The sequence below is a fragment of the Pseudomonas sp. GW822-FHT03F08 genome (genome assembly GCF_058801265.1).
In genome coordinates, this window is the sequence record NZ_JBXANC010000009.1 from 160,302 (window position 1) to 185,517 (window position 25,216).

The window sequence follows — 25,216 nt, forward strand, 5'->3', positions numbered from 1 at the left end:
AATCCATCATGAATATGCATGTTCCAGCTTCAAAACCTGCGGTAGCTGCCAAGTCGGCAGAAGCGCCCAAAACCGCGATCAGCGCCCTGTGGCGTCCGGCGCTGGTGCAAGCGTTCGTCAAGCTCGACCCGCGCCAACTGGTGCGCTCGCCAGTGATGCTGGTGGTCGAACTGACGGCGATCTTCACTACCGTGTTGTGCTTCATTCCGGACAACGTCGTGCCGACCTTCGTCGCGGCGCAAATTGCCCTGTGGCTGTGGTTCACCGTGCTGTTCGCCAACTTCGCCGAAGCGCTGGCCGAAGGTCGTGGCAAGGCCCGCGCCGATAGCCTCAAGGCTGGCAGCGAAGGCCTGAGCGCCCGTCGCAAACTGGCCAACGGCAGCTTCCAGGTAGTGCCGGCCGCCAGCCTGCGCAAGGGCGATGTGGTGCGCGTCGAGGCCGGGGAAATGATCCCCGGTGACGGCGAGGTCATCGAAGGCATCGCGGCGGTCAACGAAGCCGCGATTACCGGTGAATCGGCGCCAGTGATCCGCGAGTCCGGTGGCGACCGTTCCGCCGTCACCGGCAACACGCGTCTGGTGTCTGACTGGCTGATGGTGAAAATCACCGCCAACCCTGGTGAGTCGACTCTGGATCGCATGATCGCGCTGGTTGAAGGCGCCAAACGCCAGAAGACCCCGAACGAAGTGGCGCTGGACATCCTGCTGATCGGCCTGACCCTGATCTTCCTGCTGGTGGTCGTGACCCTGCAACCGTTCGCCCACTTCGCCAATGGCAGCCTGCCGCTGGTGTTCCTGGTGGCGCTGTTGGTCACGCTGATTCCGACCACCATCGGCGGTCTGCTGTCGGCGATCGGTATCGCCGGGATGGATCGTCTGGTACGCCTGAACGTGATTGCCAAGTCTGGTCGTGCAGTGGAAGCGGCGGGCGACGTGCACGTGTTGCTGCTGGACAAGACCGGCACCATCACCTTCGGCAACCGTCGTTGCAGCGCGGTGTATGCGGCTCCCGGCGTAAGCGGCCGCGAGTTGGCCGAAGGCGCGCTGTTTGCTTCGCTTGCCGATGAAACCGCCGAAGGCAAGTCCATCGTCGAGTACCTGCGTGGCCTGCATCCGCAAGCGGAACCTGCGCTGGAGGTGTTGACTGCGGTGCCGTTCAGCGCAGAAACCCGCTTGTCCGGTGTCGACTATCAGGGCCGCGTATTCCGCAAAGGTGCAGTGGATTCGTTGCTGGGGTTCATCGGTCAACAACGTTCGGATCTGGCCCCGAGCCTGTCCCGTGAAATCGACAAGATCGCCCAGAGCGGTGGCACGCCGTTGCTGGTCTGCGCCGACGGCAAACTGCTCGGTGCGATTCATCTGAAAGACGTGGTCAAGCCAGGTATCCGCGAGCGTTTCGCCGAGCTGCGCAAACTGGGGATTCGCACGGTGATGGTCACCGGCGACAACCCGCTGACCGCTGCCGCGATTGCCGCTGAAGCAGGCGTCGACGACGTGCTGGCCGAAGCGACACCGGAGAAAAAACTGGCGCGCATCCGTCACGAGCAGAACGACGGTCGCCTGGTCGCGATGTGCGGCGACGGCGCCAACGATGCCCCGGCGCTGGCCCAGGCTGACGTTGGCATGGCGATGAACGACGGCACCCAGGCGGCACGCGAAGCGGCCAACATGGTCGACCTCGACAGCGATCCGACCAAGCTGCTGGACGTGGTGCAGATCGGCAAGGAATTGCTGGTGACCCGTGGTGCGCTGACGACCTTTTCCATCGCCAACGACGTGGCCAAGTACTTCGCGATCCTGCCGGCGCTGTTCGCTGCGATCTACCCGCAACTGGGCGTGCTGAACATCATGCACCTGAGCAGTCCGCAGAGCGCGATCCTGTCGGCCATCGTCTTTAACGCCCTGATCATCGTCGTGCTGATCCCGCTGGCCCTGCGTGGCGTGCGGGTGCAGGCGGCGAGTGCGGCGGCGCTGCTGCGCCGCAACCTGCTGATCTATGGCCTGGGCGGGATTCTCGTGCCGTTCGTGGGGATCAAGGCGATCGACATGCTGTTGACGGCGTTGCATCTGGTTTGAACCTGAACAGCGGTGTGCCGGGCACACCGCTTCAAGCACGAATTCGAGGAGTCTGAAATGTCCACAATGATCCGTCCGGCCCTGAGCCTGCTGGTGCTGATGACCCTGGTCACCGGCGTTGCCTATCCACTGGTGGTGACTGGCGTTGCGCAGGTCGCGTTCCCCGAGCAGGCCAACGGCAGTCTGGTGCACGACGCCGAAGGCAAGGTACGCGGCTCATCACTGATCGCTCAGGATTTTGTCGGCGATGCCTGGTTCCATCCACGTCCTTCGGCCGGTGCCTTTGCCACCGTTTCGAGCAGCGCGAGTAACCTGGCGCCGAGCAATCCGGCGTTGGCCACCCGGGTGATCGATGACGCCAACAAGTTGCAGGTGCCCGGTCAGGGCCCGGTGCCATTGGCGCTGTTGACCACGTCCGGCAGCGGTCTCGATCCGCACTTGCCACCGGCCGCGATTGCCTATCAACTGGCGCGTGTTGCGGCAGCGCGCAATGTGCCGGTGGCGACCCTGCAGCAGTTGCTGGACGCACACATCGAACAGCCGCTGGTGGGCCCGCCGGTGGTGAATGTGCTGGCGCTGAACATGGCGCTGGAAAAGCTGTAATGAATCAATCAGGAAGAGACCTTCAAGCATGAGTGACTCCGGCCGCGCCGATGCGCTGTTAGCAGACCTGCCCCGCGACGGCCGTGGCCGGCTCAAGGTTTTTCTCGGCGCCGCGCCGGGCGTGGGCAAGACCTACGCGATGTTGCAGGCGGCTCACAGCCAGTTGCGTCAGGGCGTGAAAGTCATCGCCGGCGTGGTCGAAACCCACGGCCGCGCCGAAACCGAAGCGCTGCTCGGCGGCTTGCCGCAACTGCCGCTTGTGCGTTCGGAATACCGTGGCGTGACGCTGGAGGAAATGGACCTCGACGGCCTGCTCGCAGCAAAACCGAAACTGGTGCTGGTCGATGAACTGGCCCACAGCAACGCCCCCGGCAGCCGTCACGCCAAACGCTGGCAGGACATTCAGGAATTGCTCGCCGCCGGCATCGACGTCTACACCACGGTCAACGTCCAGCACCTGGAAAGCCTTAACGATCAGGTGCGCGGCATCACCGGTGTGCAGGTGCGCGAAACCCTGCCGGACTGGGTGCTGCAGGAAGCCTACGAACTGCTGCTGATCGACCTGCCGCCTCGGGAGCTGCTCGAGCGCTTGCGCGAGGGCAAGGTCTATGTGCCGGAGCAGGCACGGGCCGCGATCGATGCGTTTTTCACCCAGACCAACCTCACCGCGCTGCGTGAACTGGCGATGCAGACGGCTGCGGCGCAGGTCGATAACGATCTCGCCCAAGGCTATCGCCAGCTCGGTCAGGCTGCGCCGGCGGTGCGCGGGCGTTTGCTGGTCGGGGTCGACGGCAATGCCGATGCCGAACGGCTGGTGCGTCATGCCAGTCGGGTCGCCCAGCGTCGGCATTTGCCGTGGAGTCTGGTGCACGTCGATAACGGCAGCGTGCGCGATGAACAAACACGCCTGCGCCTGCAAAGCGCCCAGCAACTGGCCGAGCGGCTTGGCGGCGAAGTGGTGTTGTTGCGGGCCGGCGAAGTGGCGAAGACCTTGATCCAGCACGCCACCGAGCGCCGGGCAAGTCTGGTGCTGGTCGGCCAGTCGCGGCCGAGCCTGCGTCGGCGTTTGTTTGGCGGTGGTCTGGCGGCGCGTTTGTTGCGTCAGTCCCACGGTCTGGAAATCAACGTGCTGGACAGCGATCACAAACAACATTCGGCACGCCTGCGGACGGCGCCGGCTCTGGTGTGGTTCGACTACGCACTGGCGCTGGTGGCCACGGTGTTGGCCAGTGCGCTGGCGTGGGCGGTGTCCAGCGTATTGCCGTTGCCGAACATCTCGCTGGTGTTCCTCGCCGCAGTATTGCTGGTGGCGGTGCGCAGCAGCCTTGGGCCGTCGCTGGCCTGTGCGGCACTGTCGTTTCTGACCTATGACTTTCTGTTCATCCCGCCGAATTTTTCCTTCGCTATCCAGCGCGAAGAAGACGTACTGACCTTGCTGTTCTTCCTGCTGATGGCGGCGCTCACCGGTAACCTGGCGGCGCGTCAGCGTCGGCAATTGCAGGCGTTGCGTGACACCCAGGAAGAGACCACCGAGCTGCTCGACCTGTCGCGCAAACTCACTGCCGCCACCGATCGTCAGGCCGTGGTCAGCGCCGCCGCCCAGCACCTCAATGGCTGGAGCGATCTGCAATTGTGCCTGCTCAATCGCGATGGCCAGGGCGGCTGGAAAGTCGAGACCGGCGGGCCGTTGCAATTCACCGAAGCGGAACGCGCCGCCGCCGACTGGGCCTGGCAACACGATCAACCGGCGGGCATGGGCACCGGCACGCTGCCATTCGGGCGTTGGTGGTGGTGGCCGCTGTCGGTGGAGGACGGGCCGCTGGCGCTGCTCGGTGTGTGTGCCAAAGAAGGCCAGACCTTGAGCGGGCAACGCCGCCGCTTGTTGACCGCGCTGAGCCAGCCGTTGGCCCAGGCATTGGCCCGGGCGCAACTGGCCGATGACCTGGAAGCCGCGCGTCTGCACGGCGAAACCGAACAATTGCGCAGTGCCTTGCTGGCCTCGGTGTCACACGATCTGCGCACGCCGCTGACGTCGATGCGCGGCAGTATCGACAGCCTGCTGGCCCTCGGCGAAGCGATCCCGCTGGAGGATCGCCGCGAGTTGCTCGAAGGCACTCGCGATGAAGCCGAGCGTCTCGACCGTTACATTCAGAACCTGCTGGACATGACTCGCCTCGGTCACGGTGCCCTGAAACTGGCGCGGGACTGGGTGTCGCCAGCGGATATCGTCGGCAGCGCGCTCAATCGTCTGCGGGCGGTGCTGTCATCGTTGCAAGTGAGCACGGATGTGCCGGCCGAGTTGCCGCTGCTGTTCGTCCATGCCGCGTTGATCGAACAGGCGCTGGTCAACGTGCTGGAAAACGCCGCGCGGTTTTCGCCGTCCCACGGCCGTCTGCAATTGCGTGCCGGGGCGGATGACAGCGAAGTGTTTTTCTCGGTCAGCGATGAAGGGCCGGGGATTCCGGTCGATGAACGAGCGAAGATTTTCGACATGTTCTACACCGCCGCCCGGGGGGATCGAGGCGGGCAGGGAACCGGCCTGGGGCTGGCGATCTGTCAGGGCATGGTCGGCGCCCATGGCGGGCGGATCAGTGTCGGCGACGGTATCGACGGACACGGCACCTGCATCACCCTGCACCTGCCTTTGCAGGCGCAACCGGGGATGGACGGTGAAGCCTGATCCGCGCTGCGCTACTCTCTTGCCACTCTTTTGTGTTGATGTGAACTCATGACTCAGACCGCGACCATTTTGGTCATCGATGATGAACCGCAGATCCGCAAGTTCCTGCGCATCAGCCTCGTTTCCCAAGGCTACAAAGTGCTGGAGGCCGGCACCGGTGCCGAAGGCCTGGCTCAGGCTGCGCTGAACAAACCTGACCTGTTGGTGCTCGACCTCGGCCTGCCGGACATGGACGGCCAACAAGTTTTGCGCGAGTTTCGCGAGTGGGCTACGGCGCCGGTGCTGGTGCTCTCGGTGCGTGCCAGTGAGGGGCAAAAGGTCCAGGCGCTGGATGGCGGCGCCAATGACTACGTGACCAAACCGTTCGGTATTCAGGAGTTTCTCGCCCGGGTCCGCGCGTTGTTGCGCCAGGCGCCGGCCGGAGAAGCGCAGCAAGCAGCGTTGGTGTTTGGCCCGCTGACGGTGGACCTGGCCTATCGCCGGGTGCTGCTCGACGGCGTCGAAATCGCCCTGACCCGCAAGGAATACGCCGTGCTGGCGCAACTGGCGCGGCACCCGGGACGGGTGATCACCCAGCAGCAATTGCTCAAGGACATCTGGGGCCCGACCCACACCGAGGACAGTCACTATCTGCGGATCGTGGTCGGGCATCTGCGGCAGAAACTCGCGGACGATCCCACCCGGCCCCGGTTTATCGTGACCGAGGCCGGCGTTGGTTATCGGTTGTTGAACGAGAACAGCCTTTAGTTCTGTTCACTCTCGTAGCGATCCAGCGTATCCCTGGCAATCTCGCGACCCAGCGCGATCAATTCCGGCGCCTTGTAGAACTCGAAGAACCGGCACACCCGCTTCGGCACGTTGATCAGGATGTCCGGCGGATACCCGGCGATCTTGTACTGCGCCAGCGAGGTCTGCATCACCTCGAAACTCTGGTTGATCAAGTCCAGCAATGACGCCGGCCCGACGTTATCGATGATGAACGAACCGGTGGCGGATTTCGGGGCGCCGTCGCGTTCGGGGGCGGCGGCCGGTTGCTGGGTTTCAGGCTCCGCGCCTTCGACCCACGGATTGATTTCCGCCGCTTCGGCGCGCAGTGCTTCCTGTTCCAGCAACAGCAATTGCTCGGCCTGTTTGCGGCGGAACGGCATCTTCGATCCCAGCGAACTGATCAGGCTGTCGAAGCGTGTGCGAAACGCCGCGGGACGCTGTATCACCGGTAATTTGTAATGACGCTGGTTGGTCGAGTTGAGATTGACCGCGATGATCAGATCGCAGTGGCTCGACACCACCGGCACGATCGGCAGCGGGTTGAGAATCCCGCCGTCCACCAGCATCCGGTTGCCTTGCATGACTGGCGTGAACAGGCTGGGAATCGCCGCCGAGGCACGCATCGCCTGATGCAGGCAACCTTCCTGAAACCAGATTTCCTGTTGATTGGTGAGGTCGGCGGCCACCGCCGTGTAGGGGATGCGCAGGTCTTCGATGTTGATCTCGCCGACGATCTTGCGGATCTGGCCGAAGACCTTTTCGCCACGGATCGCGCCGAGTCGGAAACTCACGTCCACCAGACGCAGCACATCGAGATAATCCAGGCTTTCGATCCAGTTGCGGTACTCGTCGAGTTTGCCGGCGGCATAGATCCCGCCGACCACGGCGCCCATCGAACAACCGGCAATACAGGCGATGTCGTAACCACGCCGTTCAATCTCTTCGATGACCCCGATATGGGCATAGCCCCGGGCGCCACCGGAGCCCAGCACCAGTGCGACACGCTTTTTCATCAGACTTCCTCCCGACAGGTTTCCACAATGCACCCATCGAGGGCCGGGCTACAATCGTCACGGTCGCTCGGGGTGGCAGTGGCGTCGTTATTTCGATACTTCATGACCCGCTGGCGTTATCTTTCGTCGTGCGGTGGATTCGCGGGGCACAAGGCACTTTTTCGCCGCCGAACCGTCTTAACTGCACGACTGTTGACCTATCTTTGAGGTGTAAGTGATGAAAGCCTGGATCTGTGTGCCCTTGATTGCCTTGGCATTGGCCGGTTGCGCCGGCAAGACCGCCTACCGCGACAGCTGCGGCAGCCAGCTCGACGCGGCGTGGCATGAACTGGATCTGGCCAAGGCCGAGGGTTTCGCCGGCACGGTCAGCTACTCCAAAGCCCTGTCGTTGCTGACAGCGGCCAAGACTCAGCAGCAATTCGAGGGATTCGAGGGTTGCAGCAGAAAAGCCGAGAAGGCGCGTTTCTACATTCGCGAATCCCGTGCCGGGCGCTAAGCTGCTGACGTAGCGCAAGTGCAGGTGCCTTGCGCAGGTGCACACTCATGCAGCGTCATTGAATTCAGGAGCAAGTAATGTCTGCGTTGGTTGACCGGTTGGTGGCTCATGTCCTGAGCCTGGAAGTCAGGCTGCTGGCCTGTCAGGCACGTTTGACCGCTCGAACCGACCCTGAGGCGCTGCATGATCTGCGAACCACCGTGCGCCGCTTGCGCAGCCTGTTGCGGCCGTTGCGCGGCTTGCCCGGTGTCGAGCAACTGGAAGTCGCGGCGGCTGGCGTCGGGCAACTGACCACGCCATGGCGCGACCGCGAGGTGCTGGCGGCGTACCTGCTCGAACATGGTCAACCTGAGGCCGCGCAGCGGCGCATGGCGCAGATGGACGAGGCTTATCCGGCATTGGCGGCCAGTGCGGAAGTGGCTTCGCTGCTGATGATCCTCGACGCGTTTCCGCGTTTCCTGCGGGCGTCCCAGCGTCAGGGATTGCTCAATGACCTGGACAAACGCATCGAAAAACGCCTGGGCAAACAATGGAAGAACCTCGACGTGGCGCTGCACGATCCGGCCCACGACCGTCATCGCCTGCGCCTGCTGATCAAGCGTGTGCGTTACGGCATCGAGGCCTACCCCGAGCTCGATCGCCTGCCGAAACCCGCGTTGGAGCGTCTGAAGTCCGCACAGGGCGCGCTGGGTGACTGGCACGATTGCTGGCAATGGCTGGCGAAGGCCGAACAGGAGGCGGATCTGCAACCCTGCGTCGCCACCTGGCAGGCAACCATGATCAAGGCCGAAAGCAAGGCGGACCGGGTGCTGGAGAAACTCAGCGCAGCCTGCTTCAAGTCCTGAAACCCTCTTCAGCTCGGTGCGCTGTCTTATCTGTCAGTCTCTTTGACCGGAATGGACGCTGCGCCGCTCTGCCGCGCTGGTTAAGATCCGGTCATTCTCTTTTTCGTGTCCGAGGTTCCCATGCGCTTCTGCGATCTGATCGATGCTGTCCGCCGTCAACCGGAGGTCACCATTCCGGCCGAGTGGGGCCAGGGCCGGGCCAGTTTTGGCGGATTGGTTGCCGCGCTGCAATTTGAAGTGATGCGCACTCGGGTGCCAGCCGATCGGCCGGTGCGTTCGCTGGCCATCAGTTTTGTCGGCCCGGTCGAGCCCGAGGTGCCGGTGAGCTTCGAGGTCGAGGTACTGCGCGAAGGCAAAGCGGTCATTCAAGTGCTGGGACGCGCCGTGCAGAACGGCCAGGTGGTGACGATGGTGCAAGGCAGCTTCGGTGCTTCACGCCCGTCGGAAGTGGCGGTTGAAGCCTATCCGGCGCCCGAGATGAAGCATTGGGACGACTGCCAGGAGTTGCCGTACATCAAAGGTGTGACCCCGGAGTTCATGCGCCATCTGGCGATGCGCTGGAGTGTCGGCGGTATGCCGTTCACTGGTAATCAGTCGCGGCTGATGGGCGGTTGGGTGCGCTTGCGTGGGGATGTGAAGGAAGAACCGGTCAACGAGGCGCATCTGCTGGCGCTGGTCGATGCCTGGCCGCCCGCGCTGTTGCCGTACCTGAAAAAACCGGCACCGGGCAGCACGCTGACCTGGACCATCGAATTCGTTCAGCCATTACACGACTTGAGCACGCTGGACTGGTGCCAATATCTGGCGGACATCGAGTATGCCGCCGACGGCTACGGCCACGTTGCTGCCAAGCTGTGGAGCGCCCAGGGTGAGCTGATCGCCATGAGCCGGCAAACGGTGACAATCTTCGCCTGAGTCAATGACGGCGGTGACGTTCACGCCAGGCGCGATACCAGCCGCCACTGAGAAAGAACCGCGGGAAGGTCAGGAACTGTTCGACCAACAGGCGCGATACCGCGTCCTTGCGATCACTGAACGGCTCGGAGGCTTGCGCCTCCAGGCTGTGGCCGTGGCGCTGCAGACCCAGCGCCGCGACGATCCCGATCACGCCAATCGCCACGCTCGCCAGACTCAGGCTGAACACGCCCGAGACGATCAACAGAAACGCAACGATGAACAGCGGCACGGCGATCAGGTGCAACACCAGATTGGTCGGGTGCTGATGATTGGCCGGGTACGCGCGCCATTGCCACGCGGGAAGGTTGGGGTGACGTTTGCCCATGTTGTTGCTCCTCAATCCATGTTCGATTCATGGTTGAAGAATAGGCCCGGGCGGGCAGGGCGGCGAATCAAGGTTGGCTATTGCAGTGATAGGGACAATGGCCATTCTTGATGTTGTCCCTAGAGCTTCAACTGACCGATCGCCTTGTTCAGCTCACCGGCCAGCGTCGCCAGCTCGTTACTGGTGGTCGCCGAATCCACGGTCTGTTGCACCGTGTTCTCGGTCACATCACGAATGCTCACTACGGCGCGGTTCATCTCTTCGGCCACTTGGCTTTGCTGTTCCGCCGCTACCGCAATCTGCGTGTTGCTCTCGCGCATTTGCGCCACCGCCCCGGTGATCTCCGCCAGCGCTTCACCGGCTTCCTGGGCCTGTTGCACGCAGTCGTCGGCCTTGTAGGAACTCTCCTGCATGAAGTCCACCGCATCGCGAGTGCCGGCCTGCAGCGCCGACACCATGGTGGTGATTTCATCGGTGGAGGTCTGCACGCGCTTGGCGAGGTTGCGCACCTCATCGGCCACCACCGCAAACCCGCGGCCCATTTCCCCGGCGCGGGCCGCTTCGATGGCGGCATTGAGGGCCAGCAGATTGGTCTGTTCGGCGATGCTGTGGATCACGCTGACCACGCCGTTGATCTTCTGGCTGTCCTCGGCCAGACGCTGGATCATTTCGGCGGTCTGCTGCACGCCGCTGGACAGGCCGGCAATCGAATGCTGAACGCGGGTCACCACTTGCTGACCGCTGCCGGCGAGACCATCGGCGGTCTGCGACAGGTCGCGAGTGGCGCCGGCGTGCTGGGCGATGTGGTAGACGGTGGCGGTCATTTCGTTGATGGCCGTGGCGGCCTGATCGGTTTCACTCTGCTGGCCGAGCATGCCGTGACGCACCTCGTTCATGCTCGATGCGAGCCGTGCGGCGCCGACGTCCAGTTGCCGCGCGGTGTTGGCCACGGTGGTGACCACCCGCTGATAGCCGGCCTGCATCGCGTTGAAGGCATTGGCCATCTGACCGACTTCGTCCTTGCAGGCCAACGGCACCCGGGCCGAAAGATCGCCGGTTTTTTCAACGTGCAGCATCACGTCTTTGAGCGTGTTGAGCTGGCTGAGCAGGAAGCGGATAAGCAACTGTGAAGCGCCGAGCATCGCCAACATCAAAATGAACACTGCCACCGCATAGTTGGCGAAGCGCTCACTGAATACCTGGCTCAGGCTTGGTGCGAAAGCAATGACGGCGACCTGGCCATCGGCGCGGCTAAACACCTCGGCGCCGAGCAACGGGTTTTCGCCGAACAGAGGCAAGTGGCTGATGTCGACCCAGCCGTTGCTGTCGGTGATTTCCAGCAGCGGTTGATCGTTTAGGCGCGGCGCTTCACCGCGTTTGAAGGTCAGCACCTGATCGCTCTTGGGCAGTGCCTGACCTGCGGGCCAGGCCTTGAGCAATTGCGCTTGTGCCTGCGCCGAGGCCTGAGCGGCATGGCTGCGGGCCTGCTGTTCGAGCTGCACCGCGTACAAGACCAGCAACAGGGTGGTGACGAAGGCGACCGCATTGACCGCCCAGAATTTGTATTTAAGCGAGATATTGCTAAGCCAGGCACCCATGGAGGTCTTCTCTGATAGCGGAAACAGTTTTGGCAAGGTGCCATTATTGTGCCGCTACGCAGGTGTCCGGATCTTGATGTGCATCAACAAGTGATGCATTCGTCTGGGCTTGTAGAAGTGTTTCAGGGCAGGGCAGGTAAGCCGTAGAACGCCCGGGCGCAGGCGGTGGTGTGGGCCGCGAGGTCTTCCTCGCTTTCACCTCGATGCAGCGCCACTTCACGCAACACTGCGGTCAGATACGCCGGCTCGTTTCGTCCGTTCTTCGGTTTTGGCCGTAGTGTGCGCGGCAACAGGTAAGGCGCATCGCTTTCCAGCATCAACCGACCCCGCTTGATCTCTTTCACCAACGGATGCAAATGGGTGCCGCGACGCTCGTCACAGATCCAGCCGGTGATGCCGATGTGCAGGTCGAGGTCGAGGTAACTGAACAGCGCTTTCTGCTCGCCAGTGAAGCAATGCACCACGGCGGCAGGCAACTGATCACGAAAATCACGGAGGATTTCCAGCAGGCGCTGGCTCGCATCGCGCTCATGGAGGAACACCGGCAATTGCAGTTCCACGGCCAGGGCCAGATGTTCTTCGAGGACTTTTTCCTGCTGCGGGCGCGGCGAGAAATCACGGTTGAAATCCAGTCCGCATTCACCCACGGCCACCACGTTCGATTCCTTCAGCAGACTGCGCAGACGCCGTGCGCTGTCGGCGTTCCAGTCACTGGCCGAATGCGGGTGAATACCGGCGGTGGCGAACAGTCGCTGCCCGTCCGGATCCAGTTGCTGGCACAGTTCCAGCGCCTGTTCGCTGCCCTCGACGCTGGTGCCGGTGAGCACCAGTTGGCAGACCCCGGCAGCGTAGGCGCGGTCGAGCACGGCCTGGTGTTTGTCGGCGAAACTGGGGTTGGTCAGGTTGACGCCGATATCGATGAGTTGCATGGTGCTACCTCGGGCCGAAGGCCGGAAAGCATATCAGAGCGGTAGATTTAAAAGAAAAGCCAAGAACTACAACGGCTTATGGCTGTCTGTTGAGGCCGCGAGACAGGATGGGGTGACAGAGTTGCCATCACTGTGCCAGTCTCTCGCACTTTATCAGCGCTTCAGGCGCTCTGTTTTCGTCGGTGTTTTGCGACCGCTCAGCGGTGAAAACACCCCGTATTCTTTCCGGAGAGTGGATGGTTCGTCCCTCGGTTTTGCTACTGCTGTGTGGATCGTTGCTGCTGCCGATGACGGCGGTCGCGCGCCTGCCCGGGCCGCTGCAAGCCGTGCCGGCCACCAAGGTTCGCGACCTGACCGAAATCCGCAACAGCCGCGTGCTGCGGGTGCTGGTCAACCAGAGCCGCAACAGCTCCGGCGAAGTTCAGGGCCAGACCATCGGCGTCGAATATCACCGTTTGCGCGCCTTCGAGCAGTACCTCAATGGCCACGCCCGCGACGGCCAGGAAATCACCCTCAAGATCATTCCCAAAGCCAAGGATCAATTGCTCGGCGCGTTGCAGCGTGGCGAAGGCGATCTGGTAGCGCCGGGCGAGCTGCTCGATCTGCAACCGGGTCACGCGGTCGCCAGCAGCGAGCCGATCGCCAGCAATGTGCCGCTGGTGCTGGTAGGCATCAAGGGTGAGAAGCGCTACACCAAGGTCGAGCAACTCGCCGGCAAAACCCTGGCGCTGCCCACTGGCAGCGCGGCGGGGGAGGCGGTCAGCCAGCTCAACCAGAAACTGGCGCTGCACAAACTGGCGCCGATCAAGATCGAATGGGTCGATCCTACGTTGGCCGTCGAGGACGTGCTGGAAATGGTCCAGGGCGGGATCTTCCACCTGACCATCGTCGAGCAACCGATTGCCGAGCGCTGGGGGAAAATTCTGCCCAAACTGCGCTTCGACCGGCAGTTGATGATCAGCGAGCCGGGCGAGGAGTACTGGTTCGTGCGGCGCGATGCCGCGATGCTGCGAGCGAGCATCGACCGCTTCCTGACCGGCTACAAGACGCCGTCGAACGAAGATGCAGCGTTTCTGCGGATCTACCGCCGCCTCTATCAAGTGCACTATCCATTGGCCAAGGCTGACCGCCAGCGCCTGGAAAAACTGCGTCCGACCCTGCAAAAACATGCCGAAGCGCAGAACATGGACTGGCTGAATCTGGCAGCGCTGGCGTTCAAGGAATCGGCACTGCAACCCAGTGCACGCGGCGGCGGAGGCCCGACCGGGCTGATGCAGATCACCCCGTCCGCCGCACAGCGGGTCGGCGTCAACAACATCCAGAATCTCGATGCGAATGTGCAGGCCGGAGCCAAGTACCTGGCGATGATCCGTCGCAAGTTCTTCAACAGTCCCAAGCTCAACGAGCGCGAGCGCATGGCGTTCACCCTCGCCGCGTACAACATCGGCCCGGAGCGTGTGCAGGGTATGCGCGCCGAGGCCCGGCGCCGTGGGCTGAACCCGAACCAATGGTTCTTCCAGGTCGAGCGCATCGCGATGGAGCAGGTGGGCATGGGCGCCGTCAGCTATGTTAATAGCGTGAACAAGTATTACTTGGCGTTCGACCGGGAGCGGGAGTCGTTGGAGCCCCGGGGACAGAAAGTTGTCTCACGCAAATGATCTAATAAATTGATTGTTATGGCGGAATATTTGCGCTTTTAACATAAATTTAACTGATTAATATGGCGGCCAACCAACAAGCACTTCTCACAACAAGGAATCGAAACATGAGCTCTCTGATCAACAAGGTCCTGTTCACCCGCGCTGGCTACGGTCTGACCATTCTGCGCATTGCCGTCGGCGTGATCTTCGCCGCCCACGGTTCGCAGAAACTCTTCGGCCTGTTTGGTGGCTACGGCCTGGCCGGCACTGCGCAATACATGGAAAGTATCGGTCTGACCCCGGGTTACCTGATGGCGACTCTGGCGGGCGGTACTGAGTTCTTCGCCGGTCTGGCATTGATCATCGGTCTGCTGGTTCGCCCGGCGGCACTGGGGCTGACCTTCCTGTCGCTGGTCGCGATTTTCTCGGTGCACATCCACAACGGTTTGTTCATGGCCAACAACGGTTACGAGTTCGCCCTGGCCCTGCTCGGTGGCAGCCTCGCGGTGCTGATCGAAGGCGCCGGTAAACTCTCGGTGGATCGCGCCATCGCCGGTTGACCGCTCTGGTTCAAGCAAAAAGGCCCGCATTGTGCGGGCCTTTTTTGTTGCGGCTGATTCTTGACACTGGCTGGTCACGTTCTCTAGGATGCCGCTCATGCGCCGATTTAAACAGCTACTTGCGGGGCGCCAGGTGACTATTCTTCAGTTGCCGTCAGAAGCCGGAACAGGGCTTCGAAATACCGCTAAAGCGCTGGTTCGGTGTTGCCTCTCACCTGCCATGCAGACTTTTGAGGCAGAGACACGACACGATGAATGCACTTCGCCCTCCAGCACGTCCCGCGCCGATCACGGCACATATCACCCAGCGCAATCCAAAAATCCTGCTTGGCGGCAAACACCAGCCGACGCTGTTGCGTTATCTCGATGGCTGGCCACGTCGCAGCGGCGGTCCTGCCGCCTTCCTGATCCAGTTTGTCGAAGACGGCGAGTCGCTCGCGCGTTTTGCCGATGACAGTTTCGACCTGGCGGTGATCCAGTCGCCCAACGCTGAAGACGCCCCGGAAATGATCCGTCAACTGACCCGCGTTGCCCGCCAGGGTCTGATTGCCCGGCGCTGAGTGTCAGGGATAGTCGATCGCCACGATGTAGACGAATTGCTCGCCGGTTGGCGTCTGTACCCGAACTTCGGCGTCCAGCGCCTTGCCGATCAGGGCGCGGGCCAGTGGTGAGTCGATGCTGATCAGGCCCAGTTTCAGATCCAGCTCATCCGGGCCGACGATACGGTAGCGCGACTGTTTGCCGTCTTCGTCTTCGATGGTCACCCAGGCGCCGAAGTAGACCTTGTTCGGGTCGCTCGGTTTTTCACTGACGACCTTCAGGGCTTCAAGGCGTTTGGTGAGAAAGCGCACGCGGCTGTCGATCTCGCGCAGCATCTTCTTGCCGTAGGTGTACTCGGCATTCTCCGAACGATCACCCTGAGCCGCCGCTTCGCTGACCGACTGCGTCACCTGCGGGCGGCGCACATGCCACAGCTCATGGAATTCGGCGCGCATCCGCGCTTCACCTTCGGGGGTGATCAGCGCGGTGCCGGCGGTGCGGGGAGGGCGATAACGGCTCATGGCAACTTCTTGTGGTATTGAGGGCTGGAGTCTATCAACCCTCGCGCAACACTGTCAGCGGGCTCGCATTCAGTGCCCGACGGGTGCCGAACACACCGGCGCCACCGATCAGGGCCGCACCGATCAACGGCAGCACCAGCAACCATGGATGCGGGTGCCAGGGCAGGTCGAACGCGAAGCGATACAACACCAGACTCACCACTTCCGAACCGATGGCCGCCAGCAACCCGCTGACCGCGCCGAGCAAGCCGAACTCGATCCGCCGTGCCTTGACCAGCAACTGCCGTTCCGCCCCCAGCGCACGCAACAATGCGCCCTGGCGAATGCGTTCATCGAGGGTTGCCTGCAACCCGGAAAACAGCACCGCCATCCCGGCTGCCAACACAAACAACAACACGTACTCCACCGCCAGGGTGACTTGGGCGAGGATGCTGCGCAGCTGTTCGAGCAAGGCTTCGACTTGCAGGATGGTCACCGCCGGGAATGCTCGTGACAACTCGACAATCTGCTGGTCGTGACCGGGCGCCAGATAGAAGCTGGTCAGGTAGGTTGCTGGCAAATCCTTCAGGGTGCCGGGCTGGAAGATCATGAAGAAGTTCGGCTGGAAGTTGTCCCAGTTGATCTCCCGCAGGCTGGTGACCTTCGCTTCGCGATTCACTCCGCCAACGGTGAACACCAGGTGGTCGCCGAGTTTGAGCTTGAGGCTTTCGGCGACTTTGCCTTCCACCGATACGCCGGGCACATCGTCCTGTGGCTGATCTTTCCACCACTCACCGGCGGTGAGCTTGTTGCCTGCCGGCAGGTCAGCGGCCCAGGTCAGGCTCAGGTCGCGCTGGATCGCCCGGTCACCGGCCGAGTCCTTGCTGACGATCTGCTGCACCGCTTCGCCGTTGATGCTGATCAGTCGTCCCGGCACCACCGGATACAACGGCGCCGCCTGGGCCGAGACATTGATCAGGTGATCGGTGAAAGCCTGCTTGTCCGCCGGCAGGATGTTCAGGGCGAAATAGTTGGGAGCATTTTTCGGCAACTGGTTTTGCCAGGTGTCGAGCAATTCACCGCGCAGCAAAGCGATCAACGCCATGGACAGCAGGATCAGACCAAATGCAAGGGACTGTCCTGCTGCCGCGAGCGGATGACGCAGTAACTGGCCCAAGCCGAGACGCCACGGTAGCGATGCACGAGCCAGCAGACGACGCAGGCTATTGAGCAGCAGCAACAGCAAACCACCCAGCACCAGTGCGGCGACCACGCCACCGCCAAGCAAGGCAAAGGTCAGCAACAGATCCAGGCTCAGGCGCCACATGATCAACCCGAGCGCACCGAGCGCTGCGCCGTAGACCATCCATGTGCTCGACGGAATCGGCAACATGTCCCGGCGCAAAACCCGCAGCGGTGGAACGCGGCCCAATGCGGCCAGTGGCGGCAAGGCAAAACCGGCCAGCGCAACGAGCCCGGTGCCGATCCCCGCCAGCGCCGGCAGCAAGCCACCCGGCGGTACGTCGGTCGGCAGCAGATCATGCAGTAGCGCAAACAATCCCAACTGGGCAAGCCAGCCAAGCAGGGCGCCGCTGAGGCTGGCGAACAGGCCAAGCACCGCCAGTTGCAGGCTGAACAGGACCATGGTTTCCCGGCGAGACAAACCGAGGCAACGCAACAGCGCACTGGCATCGAAACGGCGGCTGGCGAAGCGATTCGCCGACAACGCCACCGCCACGCCGGCCAACAGTACAGCGACCAGACTGGCCATGTTCAGATAACGCTCGGCCTTGCCCAATGCACCGCCGATCTGCCGGTTGCCGTCGCGGGCATCCTGAATCCGCTGGTTGGCGGCAAGGCCCGGCTTGATCAGTTGGCGATAGGTTTCCAGCGCGTTGGGTTCACCGCGCCACAATTCGCGGTAGCTCACCCGGCTGCCAGGCTGGACTACGCCGGTCGCGGCGAGGTCGTCGAGGTTGATCAGCACCCGTGGCGTCAGACTGTAGAAGTTGCCGGCGCGATCCGGCTCGTAGGTCAACACCCTTGTGAGCTTCAAGGTCTTCATGCCGACGTCGATGCTGTCGCCAATCTTAAGGTCCAGCGCCGTGAGCAGGCGCGATTCGACCCAGGCTTCTCCCGGCTGTGGTCCGCCGCCTGATTCTTCGGCAGCAAACGGCGCTGGTGCACTTTTCAGCTCACCACGCAGCGGATAGGCGCGGTCGACGGCCTTGATGCTCGACAACTGAATGCCGTTATCGGTGGCGATGACGCTGGAGAATTCAACGATCTGCGCATGGTCGAGGCGCAGCTCGGTGCCGCTCTTGATCTGTTCCGTTCGGGCGGGAGAACTGCCTTCGAGCACCAGGTCCGCGCCAAGAAATTCGGTGGCGCGCAAGGTCATGGCACCATTCAGACGAGCGCCGAAGTAGCCGATGGCGGTACTCGCCGCCACGGCCACCAGCAAGGCAAAGAACAGCACCCGCAACTCCCCGGCGCGGGCATCGCGCATAAGTTGGCGCAGGGCAAGGCTGAACAGACGCAACAGCGGCAGACGTGCCATCAAGGCTCCAGGGGGGCGACCAGCAGGCCGGCTTCAAGTCGGATCAGGCGCCGGCAGCGATGGGCCAGGCGTTCATCGTGGGTCACCAGCACCAGGGTGGTGCCGCGTTCCTTGTTCAGTTCGAACAGCAAATCGCTGATGCGCTCGCCGGTGTGGCTGTCGAGGTTGCCGGTGGGTTCGTCGGCGAACAGCACATCCGGCTCGGCAGCGAAGGCTCGGGCAATGGCGACACGCTGCTGCTCGCCACCGGAGAGCTGGCGCGGCGAGTGCGTCAGGCGCTGACCGAGGCCGACCCGCTGCAGCAATTCGGTGGCGCGACCGCGGGCGTCTTTGCGGCCGTCGAGTTCCAGCGGCAGCATGACGTTTTCCAGGGCGTTGAGACTGTCGAGCAACTGGAATGATTGAAAGACGAAACCCACGTGTTCGGCACGAATGCGTGCGCGCTGGTCTTCGTCGAGGTTGCTCAGGGACTGGCCGGCGAGAACGACTTCGCCGCTGCTTGGCAGGTCGAGGCCGGCGAGCAGGCCGAGCAGGGTGGATTTACCGGAGCCGGACGCGCCGACGATGGCCAGGCTGTCGCCCTTGTTCAGTTCCAGGCTGAGTTCGTGCAGGATGGTCAGTTCACCTTCCGCGCTGGGAACCACTTTGCTAAGGTTCTTCGCGGTGAGAATGCTTGCGCCCATGGAGAATCCGATGCGTGTGTGGTTTTTGAGTGCTGGCCTGGCCTTGATGTGCATGGCCCAGAACGCAGCGGCGGGTACAGTCCTGATCGTTGGCGATAGTATCAGCGCCGGTTTCGGACTGGATACCCGGTTGGGGTGGGTGTCGCTGCTTGAGCAGCGGCTCAAGGCCGAAGGTTTTGACGATAAAGTGGTCAATGCCTCCATCAGCGGCGACACCAGTGCCGGAGGCCAGGCGCGCCTGCCGGCGCTGCTTGCAGAGCATAAGCCGGAGCTGGTGATCCTCGAGTTGGGCGGCAATGATGGCCTGCGCGGAATGCCGCCGACGCAATTGCAACAAAACCTTGCGGCGATGATCGACAGCTCCCGTCAAAGCGGTGCCAGGGTGCTGTTGCTCGGCATGCAATTGCCGCCCAATTACGGCAAGCGCTACACCGATGCGTTCGCGCAGGTGTACGGCCAACTGGCCGAGGAGAAAAAGATCCCGCTGGTGCCGTTTTTCCTCGACGGAATCGGCGGTCATCCCGACTTGATGCAGGCCGATGGTCTGCACCCGGCGGTCGGGGCCCAGGGCAAGTTGCTGGAAAATGTCTGGCCTACGCTAAAACCGCTGCTATGAGGCTTTTCTAGCGGCAGGCTTTCGGCTAATGTGGCGCCCCCCTAAATGGAGCCCCCGATGCCGCGTTCTGCCTGGTCCCTGTTTGCCTACCAACTGATCGAGCCTGACGAGCAGCTGGATCTGTTCGCCTGCCAGGAAGTGCGGGTGCATCTGGTGACCCGTCAACTGGAGCTCGGTGGCTCGGCTGACCGAACCCTGTGCGGCAGTCTGCTGCCGGCGCAACCGCGCTGGTCGAGCGTGGATCGTCGGGTGTTTCAGGATCAGCGCCTGTGCTCGCTGTGCCGGGCGATTCTCGAATCGCAGAAGCGTGGAACCTCGCCGATCTGGCCTGAGCTGCGTTTCGAGCTTTAAGCGCAAGCATCTTTCGAACACAGCCCGAGCTGGCGGTGGCTTCAATTATGAAGAGTTCTGCCTGCCCATCGGCGCATCTCCCCGAATCCCCGAGGCGCGGTGTACAATCGCGTTCTTATACCCTTGTCGATCTTGCGAAGGATTCTCCGGATGTTGCCGCGTTTCCCTGCCGTCACCCGCTGCCTGTCTCTTGCCGCCCTGTGTGTGGCCGGCCCCGTTGCCGCATTGGAGTTTCCCCTGCCACCACCTGGTGAGGACATCATCGGCCAGGTGCAGGTGATCAAGGCCAAGTACGAAGACACCTTTGCCGATCTGGGCACCACCTACGATCTGGGCTATTCGGAAATGGTTGCGGCCAACCCGGGCGTCGATGCCTGGTTGCCGGGTGCGGGCACCGAAGTGGTCCTGCCGACCCGTTTCATCCTGCCGCCGGGTCCACGTGAAGGCATCGTGATCAACCTGGCCGAGTACCGCCTCTACTACTACCCGAAAGGCCGGAACGTGGTGTACACCTTCCCGCTGGGTATCGGTCGCGAAGGCTGGGGCTCGCCAATCGCCCACACCACGATCACTGCCAAGACGCCGAATCCAACCTGGACACCGCCAGCCTCGATCAAGGCTGAACACGCCGCCGATGGCGATCCGCTGCCGAACGTGGTGCCGGCCGGTCCGGACAACCCGCTGGGTCCGTTCAAGTTCACCCTGGGCACACCGGGCTACCTGATCCACGGTTCGAACAAGAAGTTCGGCATCGGCATGCGCACCAGCCACGGCTGCTTCCGCATGTTCAACAACAACGTGCTGGAAATGGCCGGCATGGTGCCGGTGGGCACGTCGGTGCGAATCCTCAACGATGCGTACAAGTTCGGTCGCAGTGGTGGCAAGGTCTACCTGGAAGCGCACACACCGATCGACGACAAGGGCAACCCGTCAGTGGTCGACAAGCACACCGCCGTGATCAACGCGATGCTCAAGCGCGAAGACATCACCAACAACCTGCGCATGAACTGGGATGTCGTCCGTGATGTAGTCGCGGCCGAAGATGGCCTGCCAACCGAAATCGGCACGCCGAACACCTCGGCGCCGATCGTCTCCAGCGCACCGATCGACTTGCAGCAGTAAGCCGATAAAAAGAACCCGCCGATGCTTGCGCGTCGGCGGGTTTTTTATTGCATGAAGAAAATTTCAGGCAAAAAAAAGCCGACCCGAAAAACGGGTCGGCTTGATAACAATCCCGAAGGACTATTACTTGCGGCTAGCTTTTTCCAGCATGCGCAGAGCACGCTCGTTAGCTTCGTCAGCAGTCTGTTGTGCTTTTTGAGCAGCAGCCAGAGCTTCATCAGCTTTACGGTAAGCTTCGTCTGCACGAGCCTGGGAGCGAGCAGCTGCGTCTTCAGTAGCGGTCAGACGTGCTTCGGTTTCTTTCGATGCGCTGCTGCAACCGGTAGCCAGAACTGCGGCCAGAGCCAGAGCAGAGAATTTCAGAACGTTGTTCATCGTGTTCCCCTTCAAGGACTTTCAATTAAGTGGCTGTCTCCTCCGATTGAGGAAATAGCCGGCGTACATACTACCCATTACTTGTAGTAAGTAAACTGACGTAAGGCAAGAAGCAAAAAAAATTGTAGGCGTTGATTCTTTTTCGAGCAACTTTTAACTGGGTTGTATAAAAAATATTCAGCTGCAAGGCCCGAGATGAGCGAGTTAATGAGAAAAAGTTCCCGTGGTCCGGTGCTGTTTTGCGGGTAGTGGCTAGAGTCTGTCTATATGGATTCGTCCACACTTTTGTTGCGTTTTTGTGCAGCGTCTCACCTATCTTTGTCCATGTTCAGGTGACTTTAAAAAACCAGGCACGTCTTAAGTCTCAACATCCGGCGATGTTCAGCCTTTCGGCTCGGGACGAGCTTCTCCCGAACCGGCCCTGAGTCCACCGGAGCTGCCCCGTCAATCAGCACGATGACGAGTGCGCCTTGAGCATTTTCGCCATTGGTGCCTACTATTTGATACGTGCTCGGGTTGCGCGAGATCGGTGCAGTTCTTCTCGGTGTCCATCAGGCACGGGGTGGCGTAGATGTTCCTTCGCCGGGAAAACATCGGTAAGGTAGGGGTCAGAATTCGAGACCCGCGAGGAGTAGTGATGAGCGAGGCGTTGTCCATCCACCATGACCAGGCTGGTCATCAGTTCGAGACCAATGTGGACGGTCATCGTGCCTACCTGACCTATATGGATCTGGGGAAACAGACCCTGGATATCTACCGCACCTTCGTGCCCAACGCATTGCGTGGCCGAGGCATCGCGGCAGCCCTGACCGAACGGGCGCTGCAGTACGCCGATGAAATGGGCTACACGGTCATCCCGTCGTGCTCCTACGTGGAGCGCTACATGGAGCGTCATCAGCGGCGCACCGCCAAGATCTGACTGACCTCACACCGCACACACAAAAACGCCGGGCAATGCCCGGCGTTTTTTTATGCCTGCGAAACGGCTATCAGCTGCGCTGACGTTTCGGCAGCACATCCTTGAGCTTGGCGTGCATGCTGCGCAAGGTGTTTTCGGTGGCCGACCAGTCGATGCAGGCATCGGTGATCGAGACGCCGTATTGCAGGTCGGCGAGGTCTTTCGGAATCGCCTGGCAACCCCAGTTCAGGTGACTCTCGACCATCAGGCCGATGATCGACTGGTTGCCTTCGAGGATCTGGTTGGCGACGTTCTCCATCACCAGCGGTTGCAGGGCCGGATCCTTGTTGGAGTTGGCGTGGCTGCAATCGACCATGATGTTCGGCTTGATCTTCGCCTTGTTCAGCGCCTGTTCGCACAGGGCAACGCTGACCGAGTCGTAGTTCGGCTTGCCGTTGCCGCCGCGCAATACCACGTGACCGTAGGCGTTGCCCTTGGTGGTGACGATCGACACGCCACCTTCCTGGTTGATACCCAGGAAACGGTGCGGGCTGGAGACTGACTGCAAGGCGTTGATCGCCACGGTCAGGCCGCCGTCGGTACCGTTCTTGAAACCGACCGCCGAGGACAGGCCGGAAGCCATCTCACGGTGGGTCTGGGATTCGGTGGTGCGGGCGCCGATGGCCGACCAGCTGATCAGATCCTGCAGGTATTGCGGGGAGATCGGGTCGAGGGCTTCGGTGGCGGTCGGCAGGCCTTTCTCGGCCAGGTCCAGCAGCAACTGGCGACCGATGTGCAGACCGTCCTGGATCTTGAACGAGTCGTCCAGGTACGGGTCGTTGATCAGGCCTTTCCAGCCGACGGTGGTACGCGGTTTTTCGAAGTACACGCGCATGACCAGATACAAGGTGTCCGATACTTCCGCCGCCAGCACCTTCAGGCGCTCGGCGTACTCGTGGGCAGCCTTGATGTCGTGGATCGAGCAAGGCCCGATGACCACGAACAGACGGTGGTCGGTGCCATCGAGAATGTTGCGGATGACTTCGCGACCCTTGGTGACGGTGCGCAGGGCAGCGTCGCTCAGAGGGATATCACGCTTGAGCTGATCGGGAGTGATCAGTGTCTCGTTGGAGGCGACGTTTAGGTCGTTGATCGGTAAATCAGCCATCGTTTACTCGTCAGGTCACGGGTGCCGGCCGCCAGCGATCCCCGCGCGGCGGAGCACAGCAGATTTAAGCGCGTCGGGGAGCCGAACCTTATCGCGTTAGACGCCTGCTAGACAATGGGCAAGTCACTGTTCAGTCCAGCTCTGGTTACGCAAAAGCCTTGCGAACGCTGTCGTGGGAGAATTCTTCGGCGTGCTGCTCGACCCATTGCAGCGCTCGCGCCTGGATATCCTGCAGGTCATCGTGGGCATCGTTGATTCGGCAATAACGCTCGATCTGACACACCTGCTCACCCATTCGCGCACTGAACAGCGTCTGCTCATCGGTGAACGCAATGCCCACCAGATAACCTTTTTTACGGCGCAAGCACCAGGCCACATAGCCCGGATAGGCGAAGTCGGCATTGAGTGTGGGCATGCGCACTTGCAGCGCGGTGCCATGACGCCAGGCGCGGTGGTAATTGCAAGCGATGCCGCCGAGGCTGATAGTGTGCAGCTGTTGCCGCGAAATGCACTCAGGTTTGAGCAACGTTAATTCGACGGGCACATCATCCGGATGAGGAATAAACCGTCCCATGAGCACAGACTCCCTGTGTCGGCCATTTGACATTGTTTCCCCCAGTATAGTGTTCGAATCGGAACTGACCGATTTCGACGCCGACCAACGGCTGCTGGCGATGAACGGCATTTCGCTGGTGATTTTCACCAGCGTCGGCTGCGCGAGTTGCCGCTATGCCCGCGAGGTGTTGCCAGGGCTCGATCTGGCGGTCGATCGCGTGTGCTGGATCGACGCTGGCAACAACGGCGGGCTGGTCGAGCGTTATCAGGTCTTTCATTTGCCGGCGCTGTTCGTGGTGCGCGACGGCGAGTTCTTTGGGGCAGTACACACGCGCTTGAACGCCACGGAGCTGAACGCAGCCGTGGCCCAGGCGCTGGGTCGAATTGCAGAGGAGTTGCCGTGATGGGAGCAGTGAACAGACCGGTCGTGGGGATTATCGGTACCGGCGCAATTGGAGGGTTTTACGGCTTGATGCTGGCCCGGGCCGGGTTCGATGTGCACTTTTTACTGCGCAGCGAGTTTTCCGCCGTCGCCGAACGTGGTTTGCAGGTGGACAGTGCGGTTCACGGCACGCTGACGCTGAATCCGGTGCAGGCCTATTCCTCGGCTGAAGACATGCCGCTCTGTGACTGGTTGCTGGTCGGCGCCAAGACCACCAGCAATGCCGGGCTGGCGCCGTCGATCATTCAGGCGGCCAAACCCGACGCGAAAGTGTTGGTGCTGCAAAACGGTCTGGACGTCGAAGACAGTCTGCGGGCGTTGTTGCCCGATTCCCTGCATCTGCTGGGCGGTTTGTGCCTGATCTGTGTTCACCGGGAAGGCCCGGGCCACATCACTCATCAGGCGCTGGGGGCGGTGAACGTGGGTTATCACAGCGGTCCGGCAGCCGATGATGCGGCGCGCATGGCGATCGTCGAGGAGGGCGTCGGACTGTTCCGCACTGCGGGCATCGACTCCCAGGCCATGCCGAACCTGCATCAGGCGCGCTGGCAGAAACTGGTCTGGAACATTCCCTACAATGGTCTTTCGGTGTTGCTCGGGGCGAGCACCACGCCGCTGATGGCCGATGCCGACAGCCGCGCGCAGATCCAGGCGCTGATGGCCGAAGTGGTGCAGGGTGCCAAGGCCTGCGGCCACGACATGCCGCCCGGTTACGCCGAATATCTGTTCATGATGACCGAGAAAATGCCCGACTATTGGCCGAGCATGTACCACGATTTTCTGCACAAACGACCGCTGGAACTGGACGCCATCTACGCTCGACCCTTGGCGGCGGCAAAAGCGGCAGGTTGCGAGCTGCCGCGCATCGAAGCGCTGTATCGCAATTTGCGTTTCATCGACCGGCGTAACACCTGAGT

26 protein-coding genes are annotated in these 25,216 nt (G+C 61.8%); 16 read left to right on the forward strand and 10 right to left on the reverse strand.

Annotated elements, in window-relative coordinates:
- Window positions 1-8: 8 nt before the first annotated feature.
- From kdpB to AC1RME_RS22715, 4 genes are read left to right on the forward strand one after another with little or no spacing between them, the layout of a single operon-like run.
- Window positions 9-2,075: a potassium-transporting ATPase subunit KdpB gene (gene kdpB, locus AC1RME_RS22700; RefSeq protein WP_096821048.1), complete on the forward strand. Its 2,067-nt coding sequence runs from the start codon at window positions 9-11 to the stop codon at window positions 2,073-2,075.
- Window positions 2,076-2,132: 57 nt separating this feature from the next.
- Complete coding sequence (kdpC, locus tag AC1RME_RS22705; RefSeq protein WP_096821049.1) at window positions 2,133-2,678, forward strand: potassium-transporting ATPase subunit KdpC; 546 nt, start codon at window positions 2,133-2,135, stop codon at window positions 2,676-2,678.
- A gap of 28 nt (window positions 2,679-2,706) precedes the next feature.
- On the forward strand, window positions 2,707-5,358 hold the full coding sequence (locus tag AC1RME_RS22710; RefSeq protein WP_096821050.1) for a DUF4118 domain-containing protein: 2,652 nt from the start codon (window positions 2,707-2,709) through the stop codon (window positions 5,356-5,358).
- Window positions 5,359-5,406: 48 nt separating this feature from the next.
- Window positions 5,407-6,105 (forward strand): response regulator, encoded by a 699-nt coding sequence (locus AC1RME_RS22715; protein WP_096821051.1) that lies wholly within the window; start codon window positions 5,407-5,409, stop codon window positions 6,103-6,105.
- Here AC1RME_RS22715 and AC1RME_RS22720 read toward each other — a convergent pair.
- On the reverse strand, window positions 6,102-7,139 hold the full coding sequence (locus AC1RME_RS22720; protein WP_096821052.1) for a patatin-like phospholipase family protein: 1,038 nt from the start codon (window positions 7,137-7,139) through the stop codon (window positions 6,102-6,104). The two genes, AC1RME_RS22715 and AC1RME_RS22720, sit on opposite strands and share 4 nt — an antisense overlap.
- Window positions 7,140-7,356: 217 nt before the next feature.
- Here AC1RME_RS22720 and AC1RME_RS22725 point away from each other — a divergent pair, with 217 nt between their 5' ends.
- The 3 genes from AC1RME_RS22725 to AC1RME_RS22735 all read left to right on the forward strand — a co-directional run bounded on the left by AC1RME_RS22725 (window position 7,357) and on the right by AC1RME_RS22735 (window position 9,395).
- Window positions 7,357-7,635 carry a hypothetical protein gene (locus AC1RME_RS22725; RefSeq protein WP_096821053.1) on the forward strand — a complete coding sequence of 93 codons (279 nt, stop codon included), beginning with the start codon at window positions 7,357-7,359 and terminating at the stop codon, window positions 7,633-7,635.
- Between the two features lie 77 nt (window positions 7,636-7,712).
- Entirely contained in the window at window positions 7,713-8,480 is a 768-nt protein-coding gene (locus tag AC1RME_RS22730) for a CHAD domain-containing protein (RefSeq protein WP_096821054.1), read from the forward strand.
- A gap of 120 nt (window positions 8,481-8,600) precedes the next feature.
- Window positions 8,601-9,395: an acyl-CoA thioesterase gene (locus AC1RME_RS22735; protein WP_096821055.1), complete on the forward strand. Its 795-nt coding sequence runs from the start codon at window positions 8,601-8,603 to the stop codon at window positions 9,393-9,395.
- A 1-nt stretch (window position 9,396) separates the two neighbouring features.
- Here the strand turns inward: AC1RME_RS22735 and AC1RME_RS22740 are convergent, their stop codons facing one another.
- The 3 genes from AC1RME_RS22740 to AC1RME_RS22750 all read right to left on the reverse strand — a co-directional run bounded on the left by AC1RME_RS22740 (window position 9,397) and on the right by AC1RME_RS22750 (window position 12,289).
- Complete coding sequence (locus AC1RME_RS22740; protein WP_085730565.1) at window positions 9,397-9,762, reverse strand: Mpo1-like protein; 366 nt, start codon at window positions 9,760-9,762, stop codon at window positions 9,397-9,399.
- 119 nt (window positions 9,763-9,881) lie between these two features.
- Window positions 9,882-11,360 carry a methyl-accepting chemotaxis protein gene (locus AC1RME_RS22745; protein WP_096821056.1) on the reverse strand — a complete coding sequence of 493 codons (1,479 nt, stop codon included), beginning with the start codon at window positions 11,358-11,360 and terminating at the stop codon, window positions 9,882-9,884.
- A 122-nt stretch (window positions 11,361-11,482) separates the two neighbouring features.
- Window positions 11,483-12,289, reverse strand: coding sequence for a TatD family hydrolase (locus tag AC1RME_RS22750; RefSeq protein ID WP_096821057.1), 807 nt, complete (start codon window positions 12,287-12,289; stop codon window positions 11,483-11,485).
- A gap of 236 nt (window positions 12,290-12,525) precedes the next feature.
- Here AC1RME_RS22750 and AC1RME_RS22755 point away from each other — a divergent pair, with 236 nt between their 5' ends.
- The 3 genes from AC1RME_RS22755 to AC1RME_RS22765 all read left to right on the forward strand — a co-directional run bounded on the left by AC1RME_RS22755 (window position 12,526) and on the right by AC1RME_RS22765 (window position 15,049).
- Entirely contained in the window at window positions 12,526-13,947 is a 1,422-nt protein-coding gene (locus AC1RME_RS22755; RefSeq protein ID WP_096821058.1) for an MltF family protein, read from the forward strand.
- 107 nt (window positions 13,948-14,054) lie between these two features.
- Window positions 14,055-14,489: a DoxX family protein gene (locus AC1RME_RS22760; protein WP_096821059.1), complete on the forward strand. Its 435-nt coding sequence runs from the start codon at window positions 14,055-14,057 to the stop codon at window positions 14,487-14,489.
- Window positions 14,490-14,740: 251 nt separating this feature from the next.
- The gene (locus tag AC1RME_RS22765) at window positions 14,741-15,049 is read left to right on the forward strand and encodes a hypothetical protein (RefSeq protein WP_096821060.1); all 309 of its coding nucleotides are present in this window, start codon (window positions 14,741-14,743) and stop codon (window positions 15,047-15,049) included.
- 3 nt (window positions 15,050-15,052) lie between these two features.
- Here AC1RME_RS22765 and greB read toward each other — a convergent pair whose 3' ends face one another.
- From greB to AC1RME_RS22780, 3 genes are read right to left on the reverse strand one after another with little or no spacing between them, the layout of a single operon-like run.
- Window positions 15,053-15,550, reverse strand: coding sequence for a transcription elongation factor GreB (gene greB, locus AC1RME_RS22770; RefSeq protein ID WP_003226818.1), 498 nt, complete (start codon window positions 15,548-15,550; stop codon window positions 15,053-15,055).
- 34 nt (window positions 15,551-15,584) lie between these two features.
- Entirely contained in the window at window positions 15,585-18,089 is a 2,505-nt protein-coding gene (locus AC1RME_RS22775; RefSeq protein ID WP_096821061.1) for an ABC transporter permease, read from the reverse strand.
- On the reverse strand, window positions 18,089-18,772 hold the full coding sequence (locus AC1RME_RS22780; protein WP_085710774.1) for an ABC transporter ATP-binding protein: 684 nt from the start codon (window positions 18,770-18,772) through the stop codon (window positions 18,089-18,091). Before AC1RME_RS22780 ends, AC1RME_RS22775 begins: the two co-directional genes overlap by 1 nt.
- Before the next feature lie 10 nt (window positions 18,773-18,782).
- Here AC1RME_RS22780 and AC1RME_RS22785 point away from each other — a divergent pair, with 10 nt between their 5' ends.
- From AC1RME_RS22785 to AC1RME_RS22795, 3 genes are all read left to right on the forward strand, one after another.
- Window positions 18,783-19,388, forward strand: coding sequence for an arylesterase (locus tag AC1RME_RS22785; protein ID WP_096821062.1), 606 nt, complete (start codon window positions 18,783-18,785; stop codon window positions 19,386-19,388).
- A 57-nt stretch (window positions 19,389-19,445) separates the two neighbouring features.
- The gene (locus AC1RME_RS22790; RefSeq protein WP_007955656.1) at window positions 19,446-19,739 is read left to right on the forward strand and encodes a hypothetical protein; all 294 of its coding nucleotides are present in this window, start codon (window positions 19,446-19,448) and stop codon (window positions 19,737-19,739) included.
- A gap of 150 nt (window positions 19,740-19,889) precedes the next feature.
- Complete coding sequence (locus AC1RME_RS22795; protein WP_096821063.1) at window positions 19,890-20,861, forward strand: L,D-transpeptidase family protein; 972 nt, start codon at window positions 19,890-19,892, stop codon at window positions 20,859-20,861.
- A gap of 123 nt (window positions 20,862-20,984) precedes the next feature.
- Here the strand turns inward: AC1RME_RS22795 and oprI are convergent, their stop codons facing one another.
- Window positions 20,985-21,236: an outer membrane lipoprotei OprI gene (gene oprI, locus AC1RME_RS22800; RefSeq protein WP_003183784.1), complete on the reverse strand. Its 252-nt coding sequence runs from the start codon at window positions 21,234-21,236 to the stop codon at window positions 20,985-20,987.
- 637 nt (window positions 21,237-21,873) lie between these two features.
- Here oprI and AC1RME_RS22805 point away from each other — a divergent pair.
- Window positions 21,874-22,155, forward strand: coding sequence for a GNAT family N-acetyltransferase (locus AC1RME_RS22805; RefSeq protein WP_007955658.1), 282 nt, complete (start codon window positions 21,874-21,876; stop codon window positions 22,153-22,155).
- A 70-nt stretch (window positions 22,156-22,225) separates the two neighbouring features.
- Here AC1RME_RS22805 and AC1RME_RS22810 read toward each other — a convergent pair whose 3' ends face one another.
- A complete protein-coding gene (locus tag AC1RME_RS22810) occupies window positions 22,226-23,302 on the reverse strand; it encodes a 3-deoxy-7-phosphoheptulonate synthase (protein WP_042560279.1) in 1,077 nt (358 codons plus the stop codon).
- 145 nt (window positions 23,303-23,447) lie between these two features.
- The gene (locus tag AC1RME_RS22815; RefSeq protein ID WP_085730573.1) at window positions 23,448-23,876 is read right to left on the reverse strand and encodes a PilZ domain-containing protein; all 429 of its coding nucleotides are present in this window, start codon (window positions 23,874-23,876) and stop codon (window positions 23,448-23,450) included.
- Here AC1RME_RS22815 and AC1RME_RS22820 point away from each other — a divergent pair.
- Complete coding sequence (locus AC1RME_RS22820) at window positions 23,875-24,261, forward strand: thioredoxin family protein (protein WP_096821064.1); 387 nt, start codon at window positions 23,875-23,877, stop codon at window positions 24,259-24,261. The genes AC1RME_RS22815 and AC1RME_RS22820 overlap by 2 nt on opposite strands.
- Complete coding sequence (locus tag AC1RME_RS22825) at window positions 24,261-25,214, forward strand: putative 2-dehydropantoate 2-reductase (RefSeq protein WP_493091764.1); 954 nt, start codon at window positions 24,261-24,263, stop codon at window positions 25,212-25,214. The genes AC1RME_RS22820 and AC1RME_RS22825 overlap by 1 nt, the downstream gene beginning before the upstream one ends.
- Window positions 25,215-25,216: the final 2 nt, after the last annotated feature.